This is a genomic window from Kitasatospora sp. NPDC001175, assembly GCF_053598215.1.
On sequence record NZ_JBSFJU010000018.1, the window covers coordinates 85,665 to 106,217 of the forward strand.

18 protein-coding genes and 1 tRNA gene are annotated in these 20,553 nt (G+C 70.2%); 6 read left to right on the forward strand and 13 right to left on the reverse strand.

Annotated elements, in window-relative coordinates:
- Window positions 1–80: 80 nt before the first annotated feature.
- From ACWDAK_RS16085 to ACWDAK_RS16100, 4 genes are all read right to left on the reverse strand, one after another.
- Window positions 81–1,790 (reverse strand): carbamoyltransferase family protein, encoded by a 1,710-nt coding sequence (locus tag ACWDAK_RS16085; protein ID WP_427393438.1) that lies wholly within the window; start codon window positions 1,788–1,790, stop codon window positions 81–83.
- Between the two features lie 12 nt (window positions 1,791–1,802).
- On the reverse strand, window positions 1,803–2,936 hold the full coding sequence (locus tag ACWDAK_RS16090; protein WP_427393437.1) for a Gfo/Idh/MocA family protein: 1,134 nt from the start codon (window positions 2,934–2,936) through the stop codon (window positions 1,803–1,805).
- Window positions 2,933–3,736, reverse strand: a complete 804-nt coding sequence (locus ACWDAK_RS16095) for a sugar phosphate isomerase/epimerase family protein (protein ID WP_427393436.1) — start codon at window positions 3,734–3,736, stop codon at window positions 2,933–2,935. The genes ACWDAK_RS16090 and ACWDAK_RS16095 overlap by 4 nt, the downstream gene beginning before the upstream one ends.
- Before the next feature lie 206 nt (window positions 3,737–3,942).
- Window positions 3,943–4,425 (reverse strand): ATP-binding protein, encoded by a 483-nt coding sequence (locus tag ACWDAK_RS16100; protein ID WP_449806474.1) that lies wholly within the window; start codon window positions 4,423–4,425, stop codon window positions 3,943–3,945.
- Between the two features lie 289 nt (window positions 4,426–4,714).
- Here ACWDAK_RS16100 and ACWDAK_RS16105 point away from each other — a divergent pair, with 289 nt between their 5' ends.
- The 3 genes from ACWDAK_RS16105 to ACWDAK_RS16115 are packed head-to-tail and all read left to right on the forward strand — an operon-like array spanning window position 4,715 to window position 7,362.
- Entirely contained in the window at window positions 4,715–5,932 is a 1,218-nt protein-coding gene (locus ACWDAK_RS16105; RefSeq protein WP_427393434.1) for a helix-turn-helix domain-containing protein, read from the forward strand.
- 28 nt (window positions 5,933–5,960) lie between these two features.
- Window positions 5,961–6,434, forward strand: coding sequence for an NUDIX domain-containing protein (locus tag ACWDAK_RS16110; protein WP_427393433.1), 474 nt, complete (start codon window positions 5,961–5,963; stop codon window positions 6,432–6,434).
- Entirely contained in the window at window positions 6,367–7,362 is a 996-nt protein-coding gene (locus tag ACWDAK_RS16115) for an NAD-dependent epimerase/dehydratase family protein (RefSeq protein WP_427393432.1), read from the forward strand. The genes ACWDAK_RS16110 and ACWDAK_RS16115 overlap by 68 nt, the downstream gene beginning before the upstream one ends.
- A gap of 20 nt (window positions 7,363–7,382) precedes the next feature.
- Here the strand turns inward: ACWDAK_RS16115 and ACWDAK_RS16120 are convergent, their stop codons facing one another.
- The 7 genes from ACWDAK_RS16120 to ACWDAK_RS16150 all read right to left on the reverse strand — a co-directional run bounded on the left by ACWDAK_RS16120 (window position 7,383) and on the right by ACWDAK_RS16150 (window position 14,482).
- A complete protein-coding gene (locus ACWDAK_RS16120) occupies window positions 7,383–7,595 on the reverse strand; it encodes a hypothetical protein (protein WP_427393431.1) in 213 nt (70 codons plus the stop codon).
- A 363-nt stretch (window positions 7,596–7,958) separates the two neighbouring features.
- Window positions 7,959–9,197, reverse strand: coding sequence for a NaeI family type II restriction endonuclease (locus ACWDAK_RS16125; RefSeq protein ID WP_427393430.1), 1,239 nt, complete (start codon window positions 9,195–9,197; stop codon window positions 7,959–7,961).
- Window positions 9,198–9,761: 564 nt separating this feature from the next.
- Window positions 9,762–9,835: transfer RNA gene (locus ACWDAK_RS16130), tRNA-Pro, on the reverse strand.
- Between the two features lie 161 nt (window positions 9,836–9,996).
- Window positions 9,997–11,241 (reverse strand): MFS transporter, encoded by a 1,245-nt coding sequence (locus tag ACWDAK_RS16135; RefSeq protein WP_427393530.1) that lies wholly within the window; start codon window positions 11,239–11,241, stop codon window positions 9,997–9,999.
- Between the two features lie 246 nt (window positions 11,242–11,487).
- Window positions 11,488–12,273 carry a DUF1684 domain-containing protein gene (locus ACWDAK_RS16140; protein ID WP_427393429.1) on the reverse strand — a complete coding sequence of 262 codons (786 nt, stop codon included), beginning with the start codon at window positions 12,271–12,273 and terminating at the stop codon, window positions 11,488–11,490.
- Between the two features lie 322 nt (window positions 12,274–12,595).
- Window positions 12,596–13,462, reverse strand: a complete 867-nt coding sequence (locus ACWDAK_RS16145; protein WP_344638246.1) for an acyl-CoA thioesterase — start codon at window positions 13,460–13,462, stop codon at window positions 12,596–12,598.
- Between the two features lie 315 nt (window positions 13,463–13,777).
- The gene (locus ACWDAK_RS16150; RefSeq protein WP_344638247.1) at window positions 13,778–14,482 is read right to left on the reverse strand and encodes an alpha-ketoglutarate-dependent dioxygenase AlkB family protein; all 705 of its coding nucleotides are present in this window, start codon (window positions 14,480–14,482) and stop codon (window positions 13,778–13,780) included.
- 248 nt (window positions 14,483–14,730) lie between these two features.
- Between ACWDAK_RS16150 and ACWDAK_RS16155 the strand changes: the two genes are divergently transcribed.
- The 3 genes from ACWDAK_RS16155 to ACWDAK_RS16165 all read left to right on the forward strand — a co-directional run bounded on the left by ACWDAK_RS16155 (window position 14,731) and on the right by ACWDAK_RS16165 (window position 17,836).
- On the forward strand, window positions 14,731–15,534 hold the full coding sequence (locus ACWDAK_RS16155; RefSeq protein WP_344638248.1) for an MBL fold metallo-hydrolase: 804 nt from the start codon (window positions 14,731–14,733) through the stop codon (window positions 15,532–15,534).
- Window positions 15,535–15,798: 264 nt separating this feature from the next.
- Window positions 15,799–16,656 carry a hypothetical protein gene (locus tag ACWDAK_RS16160; RefSeq protein ID WP_425557726.1) on the forward strand — a complete coding sequence of 286 codons (858 nt, stop codon included), beginning with the start codon at window positions 15,799–15,801 and terminating at the stop codon, window positions 16,654–16,656.
- 409 nt (window positions 16,657–17,065) lie between these two features.
- A complete protein-coding gene (locus ACWDAK_RS16165) occupies window positions 17,066–17,836 on the forward strand; it encodes a hypothetical protein (RefSeq protein ID WP_425557722.1) in 771 nt (256 codons plus the stop codon).
- 272 nt (window positions 17,837–18,108) lie between these two features.
- On the opposite strand, the gene der is transcribed toward ACWDAK_RS16165, so the two are convergent.
- A complete protein-coding gene (der, locus tag ACWDAK_RS16170; RefSeq protein ID WP_344638250.1) occupies window positions 18,109–19,566 on the reverse strand; it encodes a ribosome biogenesis GTPase Der in 1,458 nt (485 codons plus the stop codon).
- A 162-nt stretch (window positions 19,567–19,728) separates the two neighbouring features.
- Window positions 19,729–20,442, reverse strand: a complete 714-nt coding sequence (cmk, locus tag ACWDAK_RS16175) for a (d)CMP kinase (RefSeq protein WP_344638251.1) — start codon at window positions 20,440–20,442, stop codon at window positions 19,729–19,731.
- Between the last annotated feature and the right edge of the window lie 111 nt (window positions 20,443–20,553).

The following is a 20,553-nucleotide window of genomic DNA, read 5'->3' on the forward strand; positions in this document are numbered from 1 at the left end:
TCCGTCCGCTTCGATCCTGAATGTGGGTTCCATGGCGGCTCCAAGGGAGTTGCTGCTGGATGTTCGCTCGCGGAGCGGATTTACCGGCGGGTGATGAGGAGGTCGTCGAGGACAAGGGCGTCCAGGCCCATGTCGAGGAACTCGGCGATGGCGTCGGCCGGGGTCTCCACGATCGGGTTCCCGGCGGCATTGAAGGAGGTGTTGAGGAGGACCGGGACGCCGGTCAGCAGCCCGAACCGTTGGAGCAGAGCGTGGTATCCGGGGTTGGTCTCCGGGCGTACGACGTGGACTCGGGCCGATCCGTCAACGTGGACGACCGCGGGGATTCGCTGCCGAACCGCGGGCCTCACGCGTGTGGCCTGCAGCATGAAGGAGGCGGGAGCGCCCGGCGCGAGCTCGCTGGGCAGGAGGTCGAACCAGTCGGACGCCGCGCCGGCAGTCACGCTCGGAGCGTACGGGCGGAAAGGCTCACGGCACTTGATGTCGAGGTCCAGGCGGGCCTTGGTCTCCGGTCGCCTGGGATCGCCCAGGATGCTGCGGTGTCCGAGCGCCCTTATCCCGTACTCACTGCCGCCCTGGTGCCACCCGATGATCTGCCCTTCGGCAAGCATGGCCGCGGCGGCACCGGGGAGGTCCGCACAGGGCTCGACCCGGACCCTCGCACCGAAGCCGCTGACAGCGCGCCTGACCTCGGCAGCTGAGTACCAGCGCCCGAGTTCGGTGCTGCACATGTTCCACAATCGCGGCTTTCCGAGGTGGCAGTGCCATGTCCAGAGAGCGTTTCCGAGAGCCTGGCCGACGTCCGATGCGGCGGGCTGGACGAAGAGCCCTTCGAGGCCGAGCTCACAGGCAATCCTGTGGTTGGCAACGCAATTCAGCGCTGTACCACCTGCGAGGCAGACCGTTCTGATGCCGGTCGCTTCCACCGAGCGGCGCACCAGGTCGATGAGGGCTCGCTCCAGCGCGGACTGGACAAGGCCGGCGACCTCGTGGTGCAGGTTGGTGATCGGTCCGCCGGGATCGCGCCCTTCGTCGTACGGAATGCCGACCTCGGCGGCGAGCCATTCGGCGACAGCCTGCCTCTTCGCGTGGTGGCGCTGGGGCAAACGGCATCGCAGCCGTTCCTCGTCCCACGTGAAGAGCTCAATGCCTTCCCACTTGCCGGTCGAATGAGCGGCAAGGGCCATCGTCTGTCCGGCGTCGTGGTAGCTGGAGAAGCCGAGCCACTTGGTGATGTAGTTGTAAGCCCCGCCGAGCGAGATCTCGTTGGGTCCGTCGCCATGGCTGGCGATCTGCTGGAACCTGTTGTCCGGTCCACCTCGGCAGAGCCAGACGCTCGTCCGCTCCAGGCGGTTGAGCCAGTAGTTCTGCCTGGTCCGGGGCGAAAGGATGTTTCCCTCGTTGTCGGCCACCACGGTGATCGCGTGCTGGAACGGGCTGGCGAGGAAGGCGCTGGCGGCGTGAGAGAGATGGTGGGAGGGGACGACGACAATCTGGTCGTCCCGTACGTCGAGTCCCTGGTTCCGCAGCTCCTGCGCCGCCCAGTCCGCCGACGGCGGCACGTCGCAGCAGATGCTCACCGCGACTTGGTCGACGGAGCGGATGTCGGTGCCGGCCGCGTCGAGGCAGTACCGGCTGGCCAGCCGGACGGAGCCGCAGTGCTTGGCCCGCGTGAGCCGTTCCTCTGCGATCGCGGCCACGGGGACGCCGCTGCGGAGCAGCACTGCGGCACCGTCGTAGAGGTCGACGCCGGTCGAGGTCCGGGTGAGATTGACGCCCAGAATGTCCACGGCCATCTCCTCTCAGTGCCGCTGCTCGGTCTGACCGGCCGGCTCGAACGCAGCCGATGCTGACCTGGCGCTTCGAGGCCTGCGGGCCGGTTCAGGTGTGAGCATGCGGCCTCCGAGCTCGGCGGAGCGGGCGGCGGCCTCCAGCACGCTCGTCACGGCCACCAGGTGCTCCGGTCCGGTGACGGTCGGCTTGCCGCTGCGGCAGGCCAGCGCGAACTCCTCCAGCTCGGCCTTCAGCGGCTCCCGGTAGCCGTGGAGCCCGCCGCGCGGGCTCTGCTGGCAGCCCTCGGCGAGCAGGTCGTCGATCTGCCGCGGTCCCTGCGGCCCCGATCGGGTCAGCGTGTCTTCGCCGTCCAGATGGCCATGGCGGTACTTGATCGCCCAGTCCTCGCCCAGGAGGCGCAGCGACCGCTTGGCGCCCGGGTGCCTCCAGCCGAGGTAGACCTCACCGCGGACACCTGATGCGAAACCGAGGTCGAGCGTGACCCCGTCGAGGTGTCGGCCGCCGGGGAAGCGGTGCCCTCGGGCCGTTACCTCGGCCACTGGCTCTGCGAGCAGGTGCAGCAGGATCGACACGTCATGCGGACCGAAGTTCCACAGCACGTCGCAGTCCTCGCGCCGTTGGCCACCGAGCCGCTCACTCCGCACCAGCCAAGGCCGGCTGGGTGCCGCCTCCCGCAGCCAGCGTGCCAGGTTCCGTACCGGCTGGGTGTAGAGGAAGGTGTGGCCAGCAGAGAGCTGCACTCCCCGTGAATCCGCCTCGGCCGCGATCGCACGGGCCTCGGCAAGGCTCATCGCCGCCGGCTTCTCGACGAGTACGTGGCGGCCGGAGTGCAGGGCCTCGCGTACCACTTCGGTATGGGTGGCGGCCGGGGTGGCGATCACGACGGCCTCAATACCGCGGTCGTTCAGGGCCTGCTCCAGACTTGCGAACGCCGGAACTCCGCAGCTCTGCTGGGCGGCGTCCCGAGCGGAGGGCCGGGGGTCGACGACACCCTGCAGCGCGATGCCGTGTGCCGCTGAAGCCGCGCGGGCGTGGTTGGCACCCCACCGGCCATAGCCCACGATCACCAGCCCCACCGGGGTGAAGGGCGCGGCAGTGTCTTCTGCAGGGAGTACTTCGGCGGTCGTCACGATCGCTGTCACAGGGCCACCCACTCGCGCAGCGCGGTGATCGAGCGGTCGATCCCCTCCAGGTCGCCGCGAAGGTGCGACTCCAGCGTGACCGTGCCCGTGTAGCCGAGGCTTCGGAGCCTTTCGAAGATCTGGGCCCAATGAAGGTCTCCCTGGCCCACCGGCACGTACCGACTCCCCTGGCGGTCCTTCACATGCACGTCGACCGTGCGAGCGGCCAGCTTCTCGCTCAGCCGGTCGAGGCCGTCGTAGCCGGCCGCAATAAGGTGGTTGCACGGGTCGACGATCGCGGCGAGACCGAGCGCCTCCGTGAAGTCCTCAAGCTCCGGAAGCGTCCGGACATGGCAGACGTACTCGTTCTCCACCGCCGCGGAGACCAGCCAGTCCTGAACGGTCTGCCGGATCAGCTCGGCCGCCTGTACGGACACGCTGTCCCCAGCACTCGCCGCGAGGAAGGTGAAGATCCGCACAGTCGGCGCCCCGAGCGCGGCAGCGATCGCCGGCAACCGGTGGGCGGCCTCCAGGTGGGCCTCCAGAACGGGCGGGAAGCCGACGAAGTGCGGATCCACCGGCGCCGACTCGCCGCCGCTCGCGGGCGGGCACTTGAAGAGGGGCGACATGACCGACGTGACGGCCACGTCGTACCGGCCGAAGAGCTCGACGAGCCGCTCGATGTCCGAGCCGTCGCACTGCAGGATGTTCTTGCCCCAGACCGAGCGCACGGCAACCTGCCGGACCCCTCGCTCGACCGCGAACTTGACGGCTACCGCCGGGTCCTGGGAGATCTCATCGGTGATGATCGATAACCTCACGTTTCCTGGTCCTTTCTGGCTTCAGAGCAGCACTCATGACTTGCGAGAAATGCCGCGACGCTGATGGGGACAGGACACGACTGGCGTCCGAACGACGGACGCGCCGGATCCTGCCTTCAACTGACCGAGGTGGGGGCGACGGGCTGCAGCGAGCCCCGTTGAGGGCTCTCCTGCCCGCCCTCACACGTCTACCGGCCAAGGAAAGATCAGTGGCCGATGTCCAGGCCGGACACCTTGCACGGCGCGGTCGGCAGCGTTGCCCACACGGTTTTCCCTGTGTCCGACCAGTGCCAGCCCCACGACGTACAGAGCCGTTCCACGAGTAGCAGGCCCCGGCCGTCCTCGTCCTCCTCGGAAGGACAGCGAGCCTCGGGTGCGGCCGGGCAGCCGTCAACGACCTCGACGAGCAGCGCATCGTCCGCCGGCCGGATGCGCAGAAGTACCGTGGCATCGTCCTCCGTGACCTTGCTGGCGTTCGAGACAAGCTCGGTGAGGACCAGCTCCAGGTCGTCAACGGCCTCCGGGGAGATCTCCCCGTCGAACCTGCCGCGGGCCTCCAGCCTCGCGGTTCGCGCGGCCGCCAGCCCGGCGGGAATCTCCCGTACCAGCAGGGGCTCTACCTCCGGCTCGTGCAACTGGGACAGCGTCGGAGCGGTGCCGTACCCAGTGGTCGTCGTTCGCAGCAGCACCTGCTCGCCTCCTCATCGCATTACGGTGGCCGCCCCAAGAGTGGGGGCGGGCGAGGACACGGCTCTCCCGACGGTGTCCCCGCCCCCATCACGATCGCTCTCAACTCCTTTCGCGGCTATGAGCGTTTATGAGTGACGCGACCATCTGCATCCGCCCTAGACTGAGAGCGAACGATTCGTCAGTTCCGAAGTCCGATTCAGAACGCTACGGCCGACGGGAGGCTTCGACCCGGAAAGTTCTTCCGGGGTCCTCACCAAGGCCCTGGCGGCACGCCGGGGGGCTCATGAAGTGACAGCAGAGTTAGGCATTGGCGATCGCATCGCCTGGTACCGACGACGCCGGGGCATCCCCCAGGAGGCACTGGCCGGCCTTGTCGGGCGGACCGCAGACTGGCTCAGCAAGGTCGAGAACAACCGCATCGCCCTCGATCGTCTCTCGGTGATCCGGAACCTGGCCGACGCGCTCGGCGTCCAGCTACACGACCTGCTGGGAGATCAAGCCGCCGTCGGCCACCGACGGGCAGACCTGGCTGATGCTTTGGCCTCGGTACGGGAGTCCCTCACGGACTACCGCACGGTCTCGCCGCTTCTCCGTCGTCCCGCGGACGAGGCGCCAATCGACCTCAACACCCTCGGGACGCGTCTCCGGACAGCGTGGGACGCCACCCAGGACGCCCGCTACTCAACGATCGCTCCAGGCCTCGCCAAGCTCCTCGCCGATGCGCATCACGCGGCGAAGGAGCACTCAGGAGACGAACAGCTGCGCGCCTACGCGCTCCTGGCCATGGTCCACCAGCTCACGGCCACCGTGCTGACTCGGACCGGGGAAGCGGAGCTCGCTTGGATCGCCGCCGATCGCGGCCTGTCAGCTGCACACCTCTCCGGCGACGAGTTCGTCATCGGTTCGCTCTTCCGGTCCGTGGCGCACTGCCTCCTCGGCTCCGGCCGCCTCACCGCAGCACAGGACCTCGTCACGGATGCCGCTTGCTATCTGCGAAATGCCGACGGCCTCAACTCCCCCGCCGGCCTGTCGGTCTACGGCACGCTCCTCTTCGTAGGGAGCATGGCCGCGGCCCGCTCAGGCGACCGGATCGGTGTCCGGGGCTGGCTGGCGGAATCGTCGCAAGCCGCCGAACGGCTCGGGACCGACGCCAACCACCTCTGGACTGCCTTCGGCCCCACCAACGTCGCCATCCATCGCGTCTCAACAGCCATGGAGCTCGGCGATCTACAGGTCGCTCTGGACATCGGTCCGCAGATTGACGTGAGCAGCCTCCCCGTCGAACGACAGGTGCGGCACCGGCTGGAGCTGGCCCGGGCCCATCACGCCCGCCATGAGGTCAATGCCGCCGTCCAGATCCTCCTCGATGCCGAGCGGCTCGCACCCGACCAGGTCCGCCACCATTTCATCCCCCAGAAACTGGTCGCCACCTGGATACGTGCCCAGCGAGGAAGGCCGAGACCGGAGTTGGCCGGTCTCGCACAGCGCCTGAAGATCGTCGAATAGCGATGCCCGACCCGCTACAGTCACAAGGATGACCGACACCCAGTCCGCCGAAGCAGTCGCCCAGCCCCGCGTCGCCGCCGGTGTGCTCTTCTTCAACACATCTGGACACGTCCTGCTGGTCAAGCCCACCTACAAGGAGGGCTGGGAGATCCCCGGCGGCTACGTTCACCCGGGTGAGACACCCGTGGAGGGTGCGACACGCGAGGTCCTTGAGGAGCTCGGCATCAAGCCCCCGATCGGCCAGCTGCTGGTGGCCGACTGGGCGCCTCACCCGCGAGAGGGCGACAAGCTGCTGTTCGTCTTCGACGGCGGTGTGCTTGCCGACGATCTCCGCGAGCAGATCATCCCCGATGCCACCGAGATTGGCGACTACGCCTTTCACCGTGCCGATGATCTCGACAGCCTCCTGATCCCCCGCCTCGCCCGCCGCGTCCATGCAGCGATCAACGCCAGAGAAAGCTCTCGTACTGACTACCTCGAACAGGGCGTATCCCGCCCCTGAACGCTCGGCCCCCGCTCCCGCCGTCGCCGTACCTGGATGGCCGGGACCCGAAGCACGGGAACGAAGCTCTCAACTGAACTGCCGCTCTTGCCGATCCGCCAGCAGTACTTCCTCTGGAAGCGAGGCAGTCTTGTACCTCGTCATCACCGGCAGCGCAGGCACCATCGGCACCGCTCTCATCAACGCACTGGTATCCGATGGGCATCCGATCCGGGCCCTGGACCTGCAAGTCCCAGAGCAGGCCCCTCCTTGCGTGGAGAGTCTCCAGGTCGACATCCGCAACCTCGCGGCGGTCACAGCCGCGCTCGCCGGCGCGACAGCCGTCATCCACCTCGCCGGCATCACCCAGGAGGCCCCGTTCCCCGACCTCTGCGAGAACAACATCCTCGGCACCTACCACGTACTCGAAGCAGCGCGCCGGACCGGAGTTCCCCGCGTGGTCCTGGCCAGCAGCCACCACGCCGTAGGCCTCCACCCGGTCAACCGCGCGCTCGGCCCGGACACCAACCCTGCGCCGGATACCTTCTATGCCGTCAGCAAGCTCGCCGGGGAACACCTCGGCTACCTGTACGCCCACAAGCACAACCTCGAAGTTGTTGCCGTCCGCATCGGCTCCTTCCGCGAACAGCCCACAGAACCCCGCCACCGCCACACCTGGCTCAGCCCCCGCGACGGCGCAGCCCTCCTGCGCTCCGCCGCCACCGCTCCTCTGGCCAACCCGTACACCCTGGTCTACGGCACCTCCGCCAACAACGCCCGCTGGTGGCCTGACGCCGGCTGGGATGACATCGGATACCAACCACGCGACAACGCAAGCGACCACCCAGACCTCGGCCCGCTGATCGACCGCTGGCAGGCGGCGAATGCGCAGAACACCCAGGTCCATAGCAACGCCACGCCCCTCGCGGGCAGAGCCGCCAGCACCTGATCAGCGCGGTTGTCGGTCTGTCAGAAACTTCCGGCACTATGGTCCGCATGAAACTCCCACGGATCGCATGCCCTGTGTGCGGGCGCACGATCGCCGTGACCCCCATCGAGGCGATCGGGGTCGGCGCCGTCGTCGACCACAAGCGCGAATCCCGCCGCCTTGTGCTCTGCGAAGGTTCCATGCAGCGCGTCCCCCTGCCCGGGCACCCGGCGCAGCAGCAGGAACTCGGACAAGGCGACCACCCTGCCAGGCAGGCAGCAGTCCAGGACTCTCTGTTCGAAGCAGCGCCGGTCTCCCTACGGAACCCTTCAGCACCGTAGGCGGACGAACCCCGCACCCAGTCCGCTCCGCAGCCACATGCTGAACCGCGGCGGACAGCCCCGAACAGCAGCAGACCGAGAAAGCCACCCTTGACGAACCGCCAAACAGCCCCAGGTCGCGCTGGAACCTGTTTGTGCTGGTCAGGGAGCTCTCGATGCAAGCCAAATGACCCGTCCACACCTGTCCCGGTCCGGGGCGCGCACAGCGTGTGGTTCCGCGAACCACGGCCCGGCAACAGGTCTGACACCCGATCCTCAGGAACGCCCCTTACTTGTTCAATCCATTGGCCCATCGATCTTTCGGCTATCAGGAAGATCAGGCGCAGGATTCGTCGGCTCATTCCCACAAGCGCGTGCCCAGAACTGGCCGTCCAGTGAGAACTTCGGTCGAGCATCGTCACGGGAGACAGGAACGAGGCGGGTGGAGATCCACTCGCCCTTGATCGGTACTGGCAGTTCGAGCGCACGGGCGGCGTGTGGATGTGACCCTTGATGGCCCAGCACGACGATACCTTCCGGGCGCAGATGCTCCCGTGCGCCGCGGGCACGCTTCGGCGAGTCGTCCTGCTGGCCGACGGTCAGCACGGTCTGTCGGCCGACGATCCGGTCTTGCACCTCGCGGAACAGCTGGTTCAGCCGCTGCTGGCCCGACGAGGGTCGGCGCGGCAGCGATGCTGTGAGGATCCGCTCGCGTGCTTCGGGATCCAGGTGGCGCAGCAGGTTCGTCGGCAGATCTGTCTGGAGGCCACCCCAGAGCCAGTACACCTCAGACTTGGCGCGGTCGGAGAGCTTGCGCTTGTTGTCTCGGTTGTATGCACGGACGCGGTCGCCGTTTGCGTCCAGCTCCTTCTTCCAGCGCAGGCGCTCATCGGTGATCCGCACGATGCCGGCGGCCCACTCGCTCGTGTCGTCGTTCATCCAGGTCACGACCGCAGCATGGTTGGTATGACCACCCCGCTTGCCGTGGTCGGCGCAGAGATACATCTCCATCGGGATCTCCCAGCCGCCGAGATCCTTTGAGAACTTGCAGTCGATGTCGAGGCCGGCGATGGACCAGTCGAGGTCCTCGCCGTTGGCGATGTCGAACTCCTTGGTGAGGTTCACCTCGACGGCCGTGCCGAGATACGTCTTCTCGGTCTTCGTCAGGTGCTGGTACGCCCAGCGCCCCGTCCGCTGCCCATCGAGCAACTCATCAAGGGAGTCACGCAGCGCCCATCGGAAGCGCTCTCGCGCCTCCGGCTGCTTGTTGAACCACTCCACGAACGGGGCAAGGTCACCGGGGACCTGCTGCGTAAGACCGGTCTGAATCCGCCACTCGCGCGGTATCTTGCTCATGGCCTCGCGCGGGAGATCCCACGTGCGGAACGTGTTGCGGCGCGAGTGCATCGCCGCCAACGCTCGTGAGTCCTGTATGCCAGCCTGAGCAGCATCCTGCGGGAACGGCGAGCTCTCTTGAATCGTCACACGCTGCAGTCTGGCAGCAGGCACCCGGCGCAGAAGCAGGAACTCGGACAAGGCGACCACGCTGCCGGGCAGGCGGCAGTCCAGGACTCTCTGTTCGAAGCAGCGCCGGTCTCCCTACGGCACCCTTCAGCGCCGCATGCGGACGAACCCCACTCCCAGTCCGCTCCGCAGCCACATGCTGAACCGCGGCGAACAGCCCCGAACGGCAGCGGACCGAGAAGGCCGCCCTTGACGAGCCGCCAAACATCCCTCGGACAAGGGCGCTCCCAGCCCTGAGGTCCGAATCTGTTGACGGGTAACGCTGCTCCCAGTCAAAGGACTCTGGGAGCAGCAGGTTGGCGCCCTGCCACCCGTTGCGCGTGAACACCCACGCACCCCAGGAAGCGCCCCGCGCCCCCGTCGATCGCGAAAAGATCTTCCCGAACTCGACCTGATCGGGTGACGTACACCGGCGTCGCATTGACCTCTGGGAGCAGACTGGGAGCACATCGCTCCCATTTACTCCCAACACTCCCAGCCTGATGCTCCCAGAAGCAGCACCCGAGAACGGCGAAAGGCCGCATCCATGAATCCGGATACGGCCTCTGACCTGCGACTATGGACATCAGTCCGAAGTCGGGACGACAGGATTTGAACCTGCGACCCCTTGACCCCCAGTCAAGTGCGCTACCAAGCTGCGCCACGTCCCGTGGTCCTGACGCCTCCGACTGGTTGCCCTGCGGCCTCCGGTCTTCGGCTTCTTGACCTTGTCCCCGGTGTCCCGGCGACGTGGAAAACAATACAGCACAACGGGGGGTGCTCGCTGCCAGGTGTCGCTACTGGCGTGCTGGGGGTCGGTGGGCGGCGCAGGTCAGGGTGTCGGGTGATGGGCGTCGTAGCGGAGGAAGGCGGGGCGGCGGGCCGCCAGGAAGAGGACGGCGGCGAGGCAGGCGAGGCCGCCGGTGATCACGGAGACGGCTGGGGAGGTGAGGGAGGCGACGGTGCCGGACTCGAAGTCTCCTAGGCGTGGGCCGCCGGCGACCACCACGATGAAGATGCCCTGGAGGCGGCCGCGCATCTCGTCGGGGGCGGCCACCTGCATCATCGTGTTCCGGAAGATCATGCTGATGGTGTCCGCACAGCCGGCCGCGGCGAGCAGGGCCAGGCCCAGCCAGAGGTTGTGGACCAGGCCGAAGGCGGCGATGGACAGTCCCCAGGCCGCGACGGCGGCCAGGATGGCGACGCCGTGCCGCCGGACCCGGCCGACCCAGCCGGAGAACGCGGCCCCGAGCAGTGCCCCCACGGCGGGGGCCGCGACCAGCAGGCCGACGGTACCGGGGCCACCGCCGTAGAAGCCGACCGCGATGGCGGGGAAGAGGGAACGCGGGAGGCCGAAGATCATGGCGGCGAGGTCGGCGAGGAAGCTGGTGCGCAGGTTGGGCTGCTCGCGGAGGAAGCGCAGGCCGTCCAGCACCGAGGCGCGCCGCCTGCGCTCGCCGTCGCCGCCGGGCCGCATCGCGGGCAGCCGCCACATCGCGTACAGCGTGGCGCCGAAGGCGAGGGTGTCCACCAGGTAGGCGGCCCGGGCCCCGTACGCGCCGATCAGGACGCCGCCGAGCATCGGGCCCACGGTCGAGCCCAGGTTCATGCTGATGGTGTTCAGGGCGTTGGCGGCGGGCAGCTGACGGCTCGGCACCAGACGGGGGATCATCGAGGACCGGGCGGGCGAGCTGAGGGCGAAGAAGGCCGCCTGCACGGCCACCGCCGCGTACAGCACCGCGACCGTGTGCGAGCCGAGCACCGCCTGCGCCGCCAGGACCGCCGAGACCAGGGCGAGACCGCCCGAGCCGACCAGTCCCAGCAGTCGCCGGTCCACCGTGTCCGCGATCGCGCCGCCGTAGAGACCGAAGACGACCAGCGGCACCAGCGCGAAGAGACCCACCAGGCCGGTGGCGAAGCTGGAGCCGGTCAGTTGATAGACCTGGACGGAGACCGCGACGGCGGTCATCTGCTGCCCGACCGAGGAGACGGACTGGCCGAACCAGACCCGGCGGTAGTCCGGTATCTCCCGCAGCGGGGTGAGGTCGGCGAGCGCTCCCCTGGTCAGCCGCCGCAGCCGCCCGCCAGAGCGGCCTGCGGCCGGACCGGCGTCCCGGACGGACGCTGACGCATCGGAGCCGGAGCCGGAGCCGGAATCGGAATCGTGGGCGGAGGCGGAGGCCGTAGCCGAGGAGGACGGAGACGGGGACGGAGATGCGGACAGGGACGAGGGCGGAGGCGGAGGCGGATTAGTCGACACGGGAACTCATGCTCGGCCACACCCCGCCCTCGTCGCCACCGCCCCCGCTCGCCGCGTCGGCGGTCACCGGCTCAGCACCTGCTTCTCCCCGGCCTCCACCGCGATCGTCAACCGGTTGTCGGGTGGCGGGAACGGGCAGATGTAGTGGTCGGAGAAGGCGCACGGCGGTAGGTGGGCCCGGTTGAGGTCGAGCACGGTGTGCCCGCTCTCGTCGGGTTCGGGCAGAGTGATGAAGCGGAAGCGGTACGTGTCGCTGCCGCTGGTGGCATCACTGATCACGCCGCTGAGCCACCTACCCGCGCGGCTGACGGTGAGCGTGTGCGGCTCACCGGCCAGGGTGAAGGAGATCTGCCCGGTGACCTCCAGGGGGCGCTCCCGCCCGTCGGCGTTGGGCACGCTGACCGTCTTCTCCGCCTCGAACGGGGTGAAGACGGCCGGTACGGCCCACTCCGGGGCGTAGGGATAGACGGTGATCCCGGCGAAGGCGGCGCGCCGTGCCGAGTCCGGATCGAAGACCCGCAGGGCCAGCTCGCCCTCTCGCTCGATCGGGGCCAGCAACCGCTCCCCCAGCTCGGCCAGGTCGGGGCTGCGCGCGGTGTCCGGACGCAGCGCGACCTCGCCGTCCACCGGCGCCTCCGCACCCTTGATCCGGATGTCGTCATCGGCCTTGGCGCGCAGCCGTACCAGGCCTTCGGAGGCCCACCAGAGCCCGGGCAGGCCCGAGATCTCGATGGGTTCGGAGTCCAGCCAGTGGGTGCCGGTGAGGGCGAGCTGGCCGTGCGGTGCGGTCACCGAGGCGGTGCGGGCCTCGGTCCAGTGGTTCCATTCCTCGGTGGCGGTGGCGGTCACGGTGCGTGCCTCCCGGGTAGCTCGGTACGAGGGTTCGACTCGAGGCGACGGTTCGACTCGGTGCGGCTCGGTACGGCTCGGTACGACCTTTCCGGTCGGTGCACCACGGTCGGTGCACCACGGTCGGCATACGACGGGCGGCGCACGACGGTCCGGGGCGAGGCACGACGATCCGCACACGAAGGTCCTGGTCGGCGTGCGACGATCCGGCTCGATGTTGCGGTCCGGGTCGAGGCGACGGTCCAAGTCAATGCGAGGGTTCGGTCGATGCGACAGTCAGATGGTTCAGCCGTTCGTCGGATCGGGTGATTCGGGGCCACGGTCAGCCGCGGCCGGTGAGAGGCCGGAACAGCCCCTCCTGTACGACGGAGACGACCAGCCGGCCCTTCCGGTCGAAGATCTGACCGCGTGCCAAGCCGCGCGCGCCGTGGGCGATCGGCGACTCCTGCTGGTACAGCAGCCAGTCGTCGGCGCGGAACGGGCGGTGGAACCACATCGCGTGGTCGAGCGAGGCCATGTCGAAGTTCCGCTCGCCCCACAGCGGTTCGATCGGGGCGCGGACGGCGTCCAGCAAGGTCATGTCGCTGGCGTAGGTGAGGGCGCAGACGTGGATCAGCGGGTCGTCGGGGAGGGCGCCGTGGGTGCGCAGCCAGACGCCGCTGCGCGGTTCGACGTCGGCCAGCTCGTCCTTGCTCCAGCGCAGACGGTCCACGTAGCGGATGTCGAAGGGCTGGCGGCGGCTGATGAAGGGCGGCAGCTCGCCGAGCTTGGCGCCGACCTCCTCCAGCGCGCTGGGCAGGTCCTCGGGGTCGGCCACGTCGGGCATCTGGGCCTGGTGCTCGATGCCGCCCTGCTCTGGCTGGTGGAAGTCTGCGGTGAGGGCGAAGATGCTGCGGCCCTGCTGGATGCCCAGCACCCGCCGGGTGGTGAAGGAGCGGCCGTCCCTGATCCGGTCGACCTGGTAGACGATGGGCACGCCGGGAACGCCGGGCCTCAGGAAGTAGGCGTGCAGCGAGTGCACCGGCCTGCCACCCTCCACCGTGCGACCCGCCGCAACCAGGGCCTGCCCCGCGACCTGGCCGCCGAAGGTGCGCTGCAGCGCCTCCTCGGGACTCCGGCCACGGAATATGTTGTGCTCGATCTGTTCCAGGTCGAGCAGGTCGACAAGGTGATCGACGGGTGTCTCCATGGCCACACTTCCTCTCTCGACGGGCTCGTGGGGCACGGTTCACCCGACGACCGCCTCGTCTACACAGAAGTCTGCTCGGCCCGCCGTAATTCCCGCCGCCCGGGGGTACGCGTCGGGCGCGCGTCGGGCGCGCGTCGGATGGAGGTCGGCGGCAGCCCCGTTCGCCCCACGGCCTGCGGGTACTCCTGGCCACCGGTCCGCCGTACGGACCGGGTCCCGGCTCGCCGTAGGGACGAACTCCCCCGGCTCGCCGTACGGACCGGCTCCCCGACGCCCGGCCCGCCGTACCGGCCTACCCGGGACGTACGCCCCCGCTCACGTCAGGCCCGACTGCCGAACGGTGATGTTCAGCCGCCCGACCAGCCCGAGTGCCGGGTCGGCGGTGCCCGGCACGGTCCGCAGCACTCCGTGGTACGCGAACCTGGAGGGGCCGCCGAAGACCAGCAGGTCGCCGCTGCGCAGTTCCAGGTCGGTCCAGGGGCGGGTGCGGGTCTCGGCGTTGCCCAGCCGGAACACGCAGCTGTCACCGAGCGAGAGGGAGACCACCGGGGCGTCGATGCGTTCCTCGCGGTCGCGGTGCAGGCCCATCTTCGCGCCGTGCGGATAGTGGTTCACCACCCCGATGTCGGGCCGGTAGCCGACCGCCCCGGCGATCTCGGGCAGCCGCGGACCGTACGCCTCGGCGAGTGCGCGGACCGCGAGCGCGCCCAGCTCGGGCGGGAACGGCTTGACCGGCGCGCCGTCGCCGTCCACCACGGTGCGGGCGTAGCCGTACGGGTACCAGTGCCAGCCGAGGCTGAGCATCCGTACCGACATCTCGCCACCGCGGGGCATCCGGACGGTGCGCAGCCCGGCCGGCGGGCGGGCCCAGGCTCGGCAGGCCTCGACCAGTCCGCGCTGCTCGGGGAGGGAGAGCCAGTCGGGGACATGGACGGTGCCCGGCGCAGGTTCGGAGCGCTCGCGCGGCTCCGGCGGGAACAGCGACTCCGCGGGGAAGAGGGGGAACGTCTCGCCGTCCATGCACCCATCCTCGCAGCAGTCCGGCCCGCGCCGGCCGGGCGGCGGCGGCCCCGGGGTCAGCCGTTCGGCGCACGCCTGACCGGTTGCGGGTGCAGCGTGCCGGGTCCAGGGCTGAGCTGGGAGTACCCCGACCGGAGAGCCCCGATCGGGATGCCGACCGACGAGCCCGATCGGGAGCCCGACCGAGGTCCGGCCGAGGCACCGGCGCCGAGAAGCCGGTGCCGGGCAGCCCATGCCGAGGAGCCAGCATGAAGACCCTGGATTTCAAGATCATCGACCTCCCCGAGTCCTCCCTCGGCAAGTCGGCCGTGCTGGTCACCGGCCGGCACGAAGCACTCCTGGTCGATGCGGGCTTCACCCGCTCCGACGGCCACCGCCTGGCGGAGGAGGTCAGGGTCTGCGGCAAGCAGCTGACCGCGGTCTTCATCAGCCACGGCGACCCCGACTTCTACTTCGGCTCCGAGGCGATCCACCACGCCTTTCCCAAGGCCAGGTTCCTCGCCGCCCCGGCGATCGTGGCGCACATCAAGGAGACGTACCGGTCGAAACTGGAGACCTGGGCGCGGCTCGGCCCCGAACTCCCGACGCGGCTGGTCCTGCCCGAGCCGCTGGCCGGTGACGCCATCGAGTTCGAGGGCCACCGACTGGAACTGCGCGGCGCGGACTTCCACCTCCCGGACCGGCACTATCTGTGGGAGCACCGGCAGCGGGTGGTCCTCGGTGGCGTGCTGCTGTTCCAGGGGCTGCACGTGTGGACCGCCGACACCCCGACGCAGGCCGGGCGCGGCGCCTGGATCGACCTGTTGGACGGCATGGAGGCCCTCGACCCGTCCTTCGTGGCCGCCGGACACCGCAGGGCGGGCGCACCCGCCGACGTGTCGGCGATCCACTACACCCGGGACTACCTGCGGACGTTCGAGACCGAGGTCGGCCAGGCCGAGAACGCGGCGGCCGCGCAGGAGGCGCTGGAACGGCACTACCCGCAGGCCGGGTTGAAACTCGCGGTGGAACTCGGCACCAAGGTCGCCATGGGTGAACTGCGCTGGCGATGAAGGACCCCGGACCCCACAGGTCACCTACCGACGGGGCTCCCGGCAGCCCGGCGGCCGGCGCCCCGACAACGGCGGAACCCGGTGCGCTCGCATACGGCGTCGACACATTGCGTTCAGGTGTTCACAGCTCGCAGTCGGATTAGCGGCAATTCCCGTCGCGGGTGCGTTCACCCGTGACCCCTGGCCGGGCGGCCCGTTGGTAATGGCGGTCGGACGCGCCCGGCCGCCATTACCTGACGACCCGAGGAGTCCCCCTTGCCGCGCATGCTCGCTGTCAGCGACGAGGTCCGAGCCGAGATCGGCGACGACGAGGCAGACCGCCTGCTCGCCGGTGCACACGCACCCGAAACCTACGACTGCACTTCGTGCCGCGCCCCTGGTGACTCCTCCCAGGAGGCCACCAGTACCGTGCTGTTCGTCGGTGACGAGACGGCGGTACTCGCCTTCGCCCACGCCCGCTGCATTCCCTCGCAGGTGGTACCGGTCTCCGAGGCTCAGCTGCGCGGCGCCGTGGAGAGCATCAACCAGGCCCAGGGCGGCGCTCCGGCCGTCGGCGCGCCCGGGAGCGGGGGTGGTGCCGGGGGTGGCGTCGGAGCCGCTGCGGAGACGGCGCCCGAGGCCGAACGGCCCGCGCCGCCGGCCGCCGGGCAGCCCGCCGTCCTGGGGATCACCTGCGGTCTGGTGATGTGCGGTGACACCGCGCACGCCGCACTGGTGGTCGAACCGACCGGGCCGGTCGGCCGTCCCGGCAACACCTCCGGGGAGGACGAGTTCCTCTCGCTGCTGACCGACCACCACTTCCAGCAGGTCACGGACGTCGACAGGGCCCCGGACTCACCGCTGCCCGGCTGGTCGGTGCTGATGGCGATGGGCAAGCTGCACGCGATCCTGCAGCCCTCGGCGACCGGCGGCAGCTCTGCCTGGTGGCAGGCGCACCAGCCGCTCCAGGTCACCGACGCCTGGCGGCAGGCCGCCAACGCCCAGGCCACGGTGACGATGTACGCGGTTCCGGCCGGCACCGTCGGCCGCCAGCCCCGCGAGGACCTGCTGCGCCAGGCGCTCGACCGTGCCGCTGCCAAGGGCCTGCTGGTCGGTGCCATCCTGCCGCTGGCCGGGACCTGACGGTCCTCCCGCGCGCGCCGGGCCCGTCCCTCGTACCGGGCCGCCGCGCCGAACTCCCGAGCCGCTCCCCGTTCTCCGGCCCCCTCCGGCACCTCGCCACAGGGCCGGAGAACGTCCGTCCGGGCCCGGTGACGCAGCCGTCCCACCATGACCGGCTGCGGCTCCGCCCGCGCCGCGGCCGGAGGCCGGACGAGCCGAAGCCGGCGCGGGGGACTGGAGGCGAACCGGCGAAGGACCGGCACGACGGGCTGGAGGCGAACCGGCGAAGGACCGGCACGAGGGGCACGACGGGCGAACCCATGGACGAACCGGCGAACACCCTGGCGATCCCGCCACCGAGTGCCGGGAGTGACACAGGACGGCCGTCCCGGCCCCGCATCCCCCGGCCGCCTCGATCGTTGGCCTTCGTGTGTACAGCTACGACGTCGTCACCCACCGCCCCTCCGCCACCGGCGCCCGTTCCATCCCGGGCATGCGCCCGTCGTACGACGCGGAGCACCCCTCCTCGCCGACCCCCATCTACGACGCGCTGTACTCGGAGTACCGGCGACTGTTCCGGGCCCTTCCCGGTGACCGGACCGGCGAGGAGGATCTGCGCTTCACCGGCTTCGCGGTACGGGACACTCCCCGGGCGGGGTACTTCAGCCGGGACGCCCAGCCCGTCCGTGAGGCACTCCCACCCGGGGACTCGTACGCCTCGCGCGGCGAGCCGTACGGCACCCGCGCGGAGTTGACCGCGTACCCGCCGCAGCACCAGGTGTTCGACACCTACGCGGGGCACGCCCAGGGCACGCCGCAGTTCATGCCGAGCCAGCAGGGCGGCGGCAACGGCGGGCAGTACGGGAGCGGGCAGCACTCAACCGGGTCGTTCACGCCGGGGCAGGTGACGTCCGGCCAGTTCAGCGCGGGTCAATTCCTCGCCGCGACCGGGCAGTTCGGGGCAGCGGCGGCTGCCGCAGGGCACCCCGGCGCCGCTCGGCCCGCCACCACCGGCCAACCGGCCGGCAACGGCCAGTACGCGGGCGCGGCCCAGGCATCCGGCGGTCAGGGCTGGGTCGCCTCGGGCTACCTCGCCCCCGCGCAGCCGGTCGTCGGCGGGGTCGGTGAGGTGAACGGCTTCAGCGGGCGCCACCGCGGCGTGCTGTCACTGCCCCCGGGCCGCATCCCCGGCCAGGGCTGACGCCGGTCCGGCCTGCCCGGCACCGAACCACCGCTTCCGCCCATGCACTTCACGCCCGGAAACGCCACAGAGTGCCAAGAAGTGCCACGGCGCGTGCCAGCACATGCCACGGGCCGCCAGGACCGGACAGACACGGCACCGCACGACACACCTCATACGACGTGCCACGAGGCGCCGAGAACCGCCAGAAAGCGCTACGGACCCCAAGAGCCGCCGGAGGCCGGGCCCCGCAACGGGTACCCGGCCTCCGGACTGCCGCTCAGGCGGCCTGCTCACTTCTTGCGGCGCTTCTCCCGCACTCGCACCGAGATCGAGATCGGCGTACCGGTGAAGCCGAACTCCTCGCGCAGCCGGCGCTCGACGAAGCGGCGGTAGCCCGCCTCCAGGAAGCCGGAGGCGAAGAGCACGAAGCGCGGCGGCCGGGTACCGGCCTGGGTGCCGAACAGGATGCGCGGCTGCTTGCCGCCCCGGATCGGGTGCGGGTGGGCGGCCACCAGCTCGCCGAGGAAGGCGTTCAGCTTGGCGGTCGGGATGCGGGTCTCCCAGCCCTCCAGCGCGGTCTCGATCGCCGGGACCAGCTTCTCCATGTGGCGGCCGGTCTTCGCCGAGACGTTGACCCGGGGCGCCCAGCGGACCTGGACGAGATCGCGCTCGATCTCGCGCTCCAGGTAGTAGCGGCGCTCCTCGTCGATCTGATCCCACTTGTTGTAGGCGATGACGACGGCGCGCCCGGCCTCGACGGCCATCGAGATGATCCGGGTGTCCTGCTCGGCCAGGGTCTCGCTGGCGTCGATCAGGACGACCGCGACCTCCGCCTTCTCCAGCGCGGAGGCGGTGCGCAGCGAGGCGTAGAAGTCGGCACCGGCGGTCAGGTGGACCCGGCGGCGGATACCGGCGGTGTCCACGAACTTCCAGGTCTTGCCGCCGAGTTCGATCATCTCGTCGACCGGGTCGCGGGTGGTCCCGGCCAGCTCGTTGACGACCACCCGCTCCTCGCCGGCGACCTTGTTGAGCAGGCTGGACTTGCCCACGTTGGGCCGGCCGATCAGGGCCACCCGGCGCGGGCCGCCGACGGGGCTGTCGCCGAAGGTCTGCGGCGGGGCCTCGGGCAGCGCGGCCATGACGGCGTCGAGCAGGTCGCCGGAGCCGCGGCCGTGCAGCGCGGAGACCGGGTACGGCTCGCCGAGGCCGAGCGACCACAGGTAGGCGGCCTCGGCCTCGGTGGAGGGGCCGTCGACCTTGTTGGCGCAGAGCACGACCGGCTTGCCGGCCTTGCGGATGATCTTGACCAGGGCCTCGTCGGTGTCGGTGGCACCGACGGTGGCGTCCACCACGAAGAGCACCGCGTCGGCGGTCTCGATGCCGTACTCGGCCTGGGCGGCGACGGCGGCGTCGATGCCGAGGACGTCGACCTCCCAGCCACCGGTGTCGACCAGCTTGAACCGGCGGCCGTTCCAGGTGGCCTCGTAGGTGACCCGGTCGCGGGTGACGCCGGGGCGGTCCTCGACCACGGCCTCGCGGCGGCCGATGATGCGGTTCACCAGGGTCGACTTGCCGACGTTGGGGCGGCCCACGACGGCCAGCACCGGCAGCGGGCCGTGCCCGGCGGCGTCCAGCTCGGCATCGATCTCGTCGATGTCGAAGCCTTCCTCGGCGGCCAGCGCCATGAACTCGGCGTACTCGGACGCGTCGAGCTCTCCGTGCGAACCGTGCGCGGTCTCGTTGCTCATCTTCGTGTTTCCGTTTCCCGGCACCGGCCCTTCCCAGGGACGTGCCGTGCGTACCTGCCCCTCGGGGGCAGCGCGGTGCGTGACGCCCTCGTCGCGGGCGGCCGCAGGTCTGTCTGTCAGGGCCCCGGGTACGGGCCCGATGGTCCGGCCGGGGCCGGGTCGTCAGGCGGCGAGGCAGCCGGTCCGTTCCTGGACCAGGCCCACGATCCGGTCGATCACCTGCTCCAGGGTGAGGTCGCTGGTGTCCACCAGGACGGCGTCCGGCGCCTGGGTCAGCGGGTCGGTCTCGCGGGAGGAGTCGGCGGCGTCCCGGCGGGTCAGGTCGGCGGCCATCGCGGCGATGGTCGCCTCGTCCACGCCCTTCGCCCGCAGCTCGGCGGCACGGCGCTCGGCGCGCGCGGCCTGCGAGGCGGTCAGGAAGACCTTGAGAGTGGCGGCGGGGAAGACCACGGTGCCCATGTCACGGCCCTCGGCGACGATGCCGCGCTCGGCGACCTCGGCGCAGCCGCGCTGCAGCTCCACCAGCCGGGCCCGCACCTGCGGGACCGCGGCGACGGCGCTGACCTTCGAGGTGACCTCGGGGCCGCGGATCGGTCCGGAGACGTCCTGGCCGTCGACCGTGATGGTCGGGCCCGCGGCGTCGGTGCCGGAGACGATCACCGGCTTGCCGCAGGCTATGGCCACCGCGTCGGCGTCCTCGACGTCGACGTCGTTGGTCAGCATCCACCAGGTCATCGCGCGGTACATGGCGCCGGTGTCCAGGAAGCTCAGGCCGAGCCGGGCGGCGACCGCCCGGGAGACGGTCGACTTACCGGAGCCAGAGGGTCCGTCGATGGCGACGACGACCGGGGCGGACGCTCGGTCGGCAGTGTCCACGGGGCGAACCTCTCTCTACAGCCTGGGGTTGACCTCACAAGGGTAGTCGAATCCCCGGGTTCACCCATCCGGACCAGCCCGCCGGGCCGCGACCGGAGCCGGGCGGGCGCG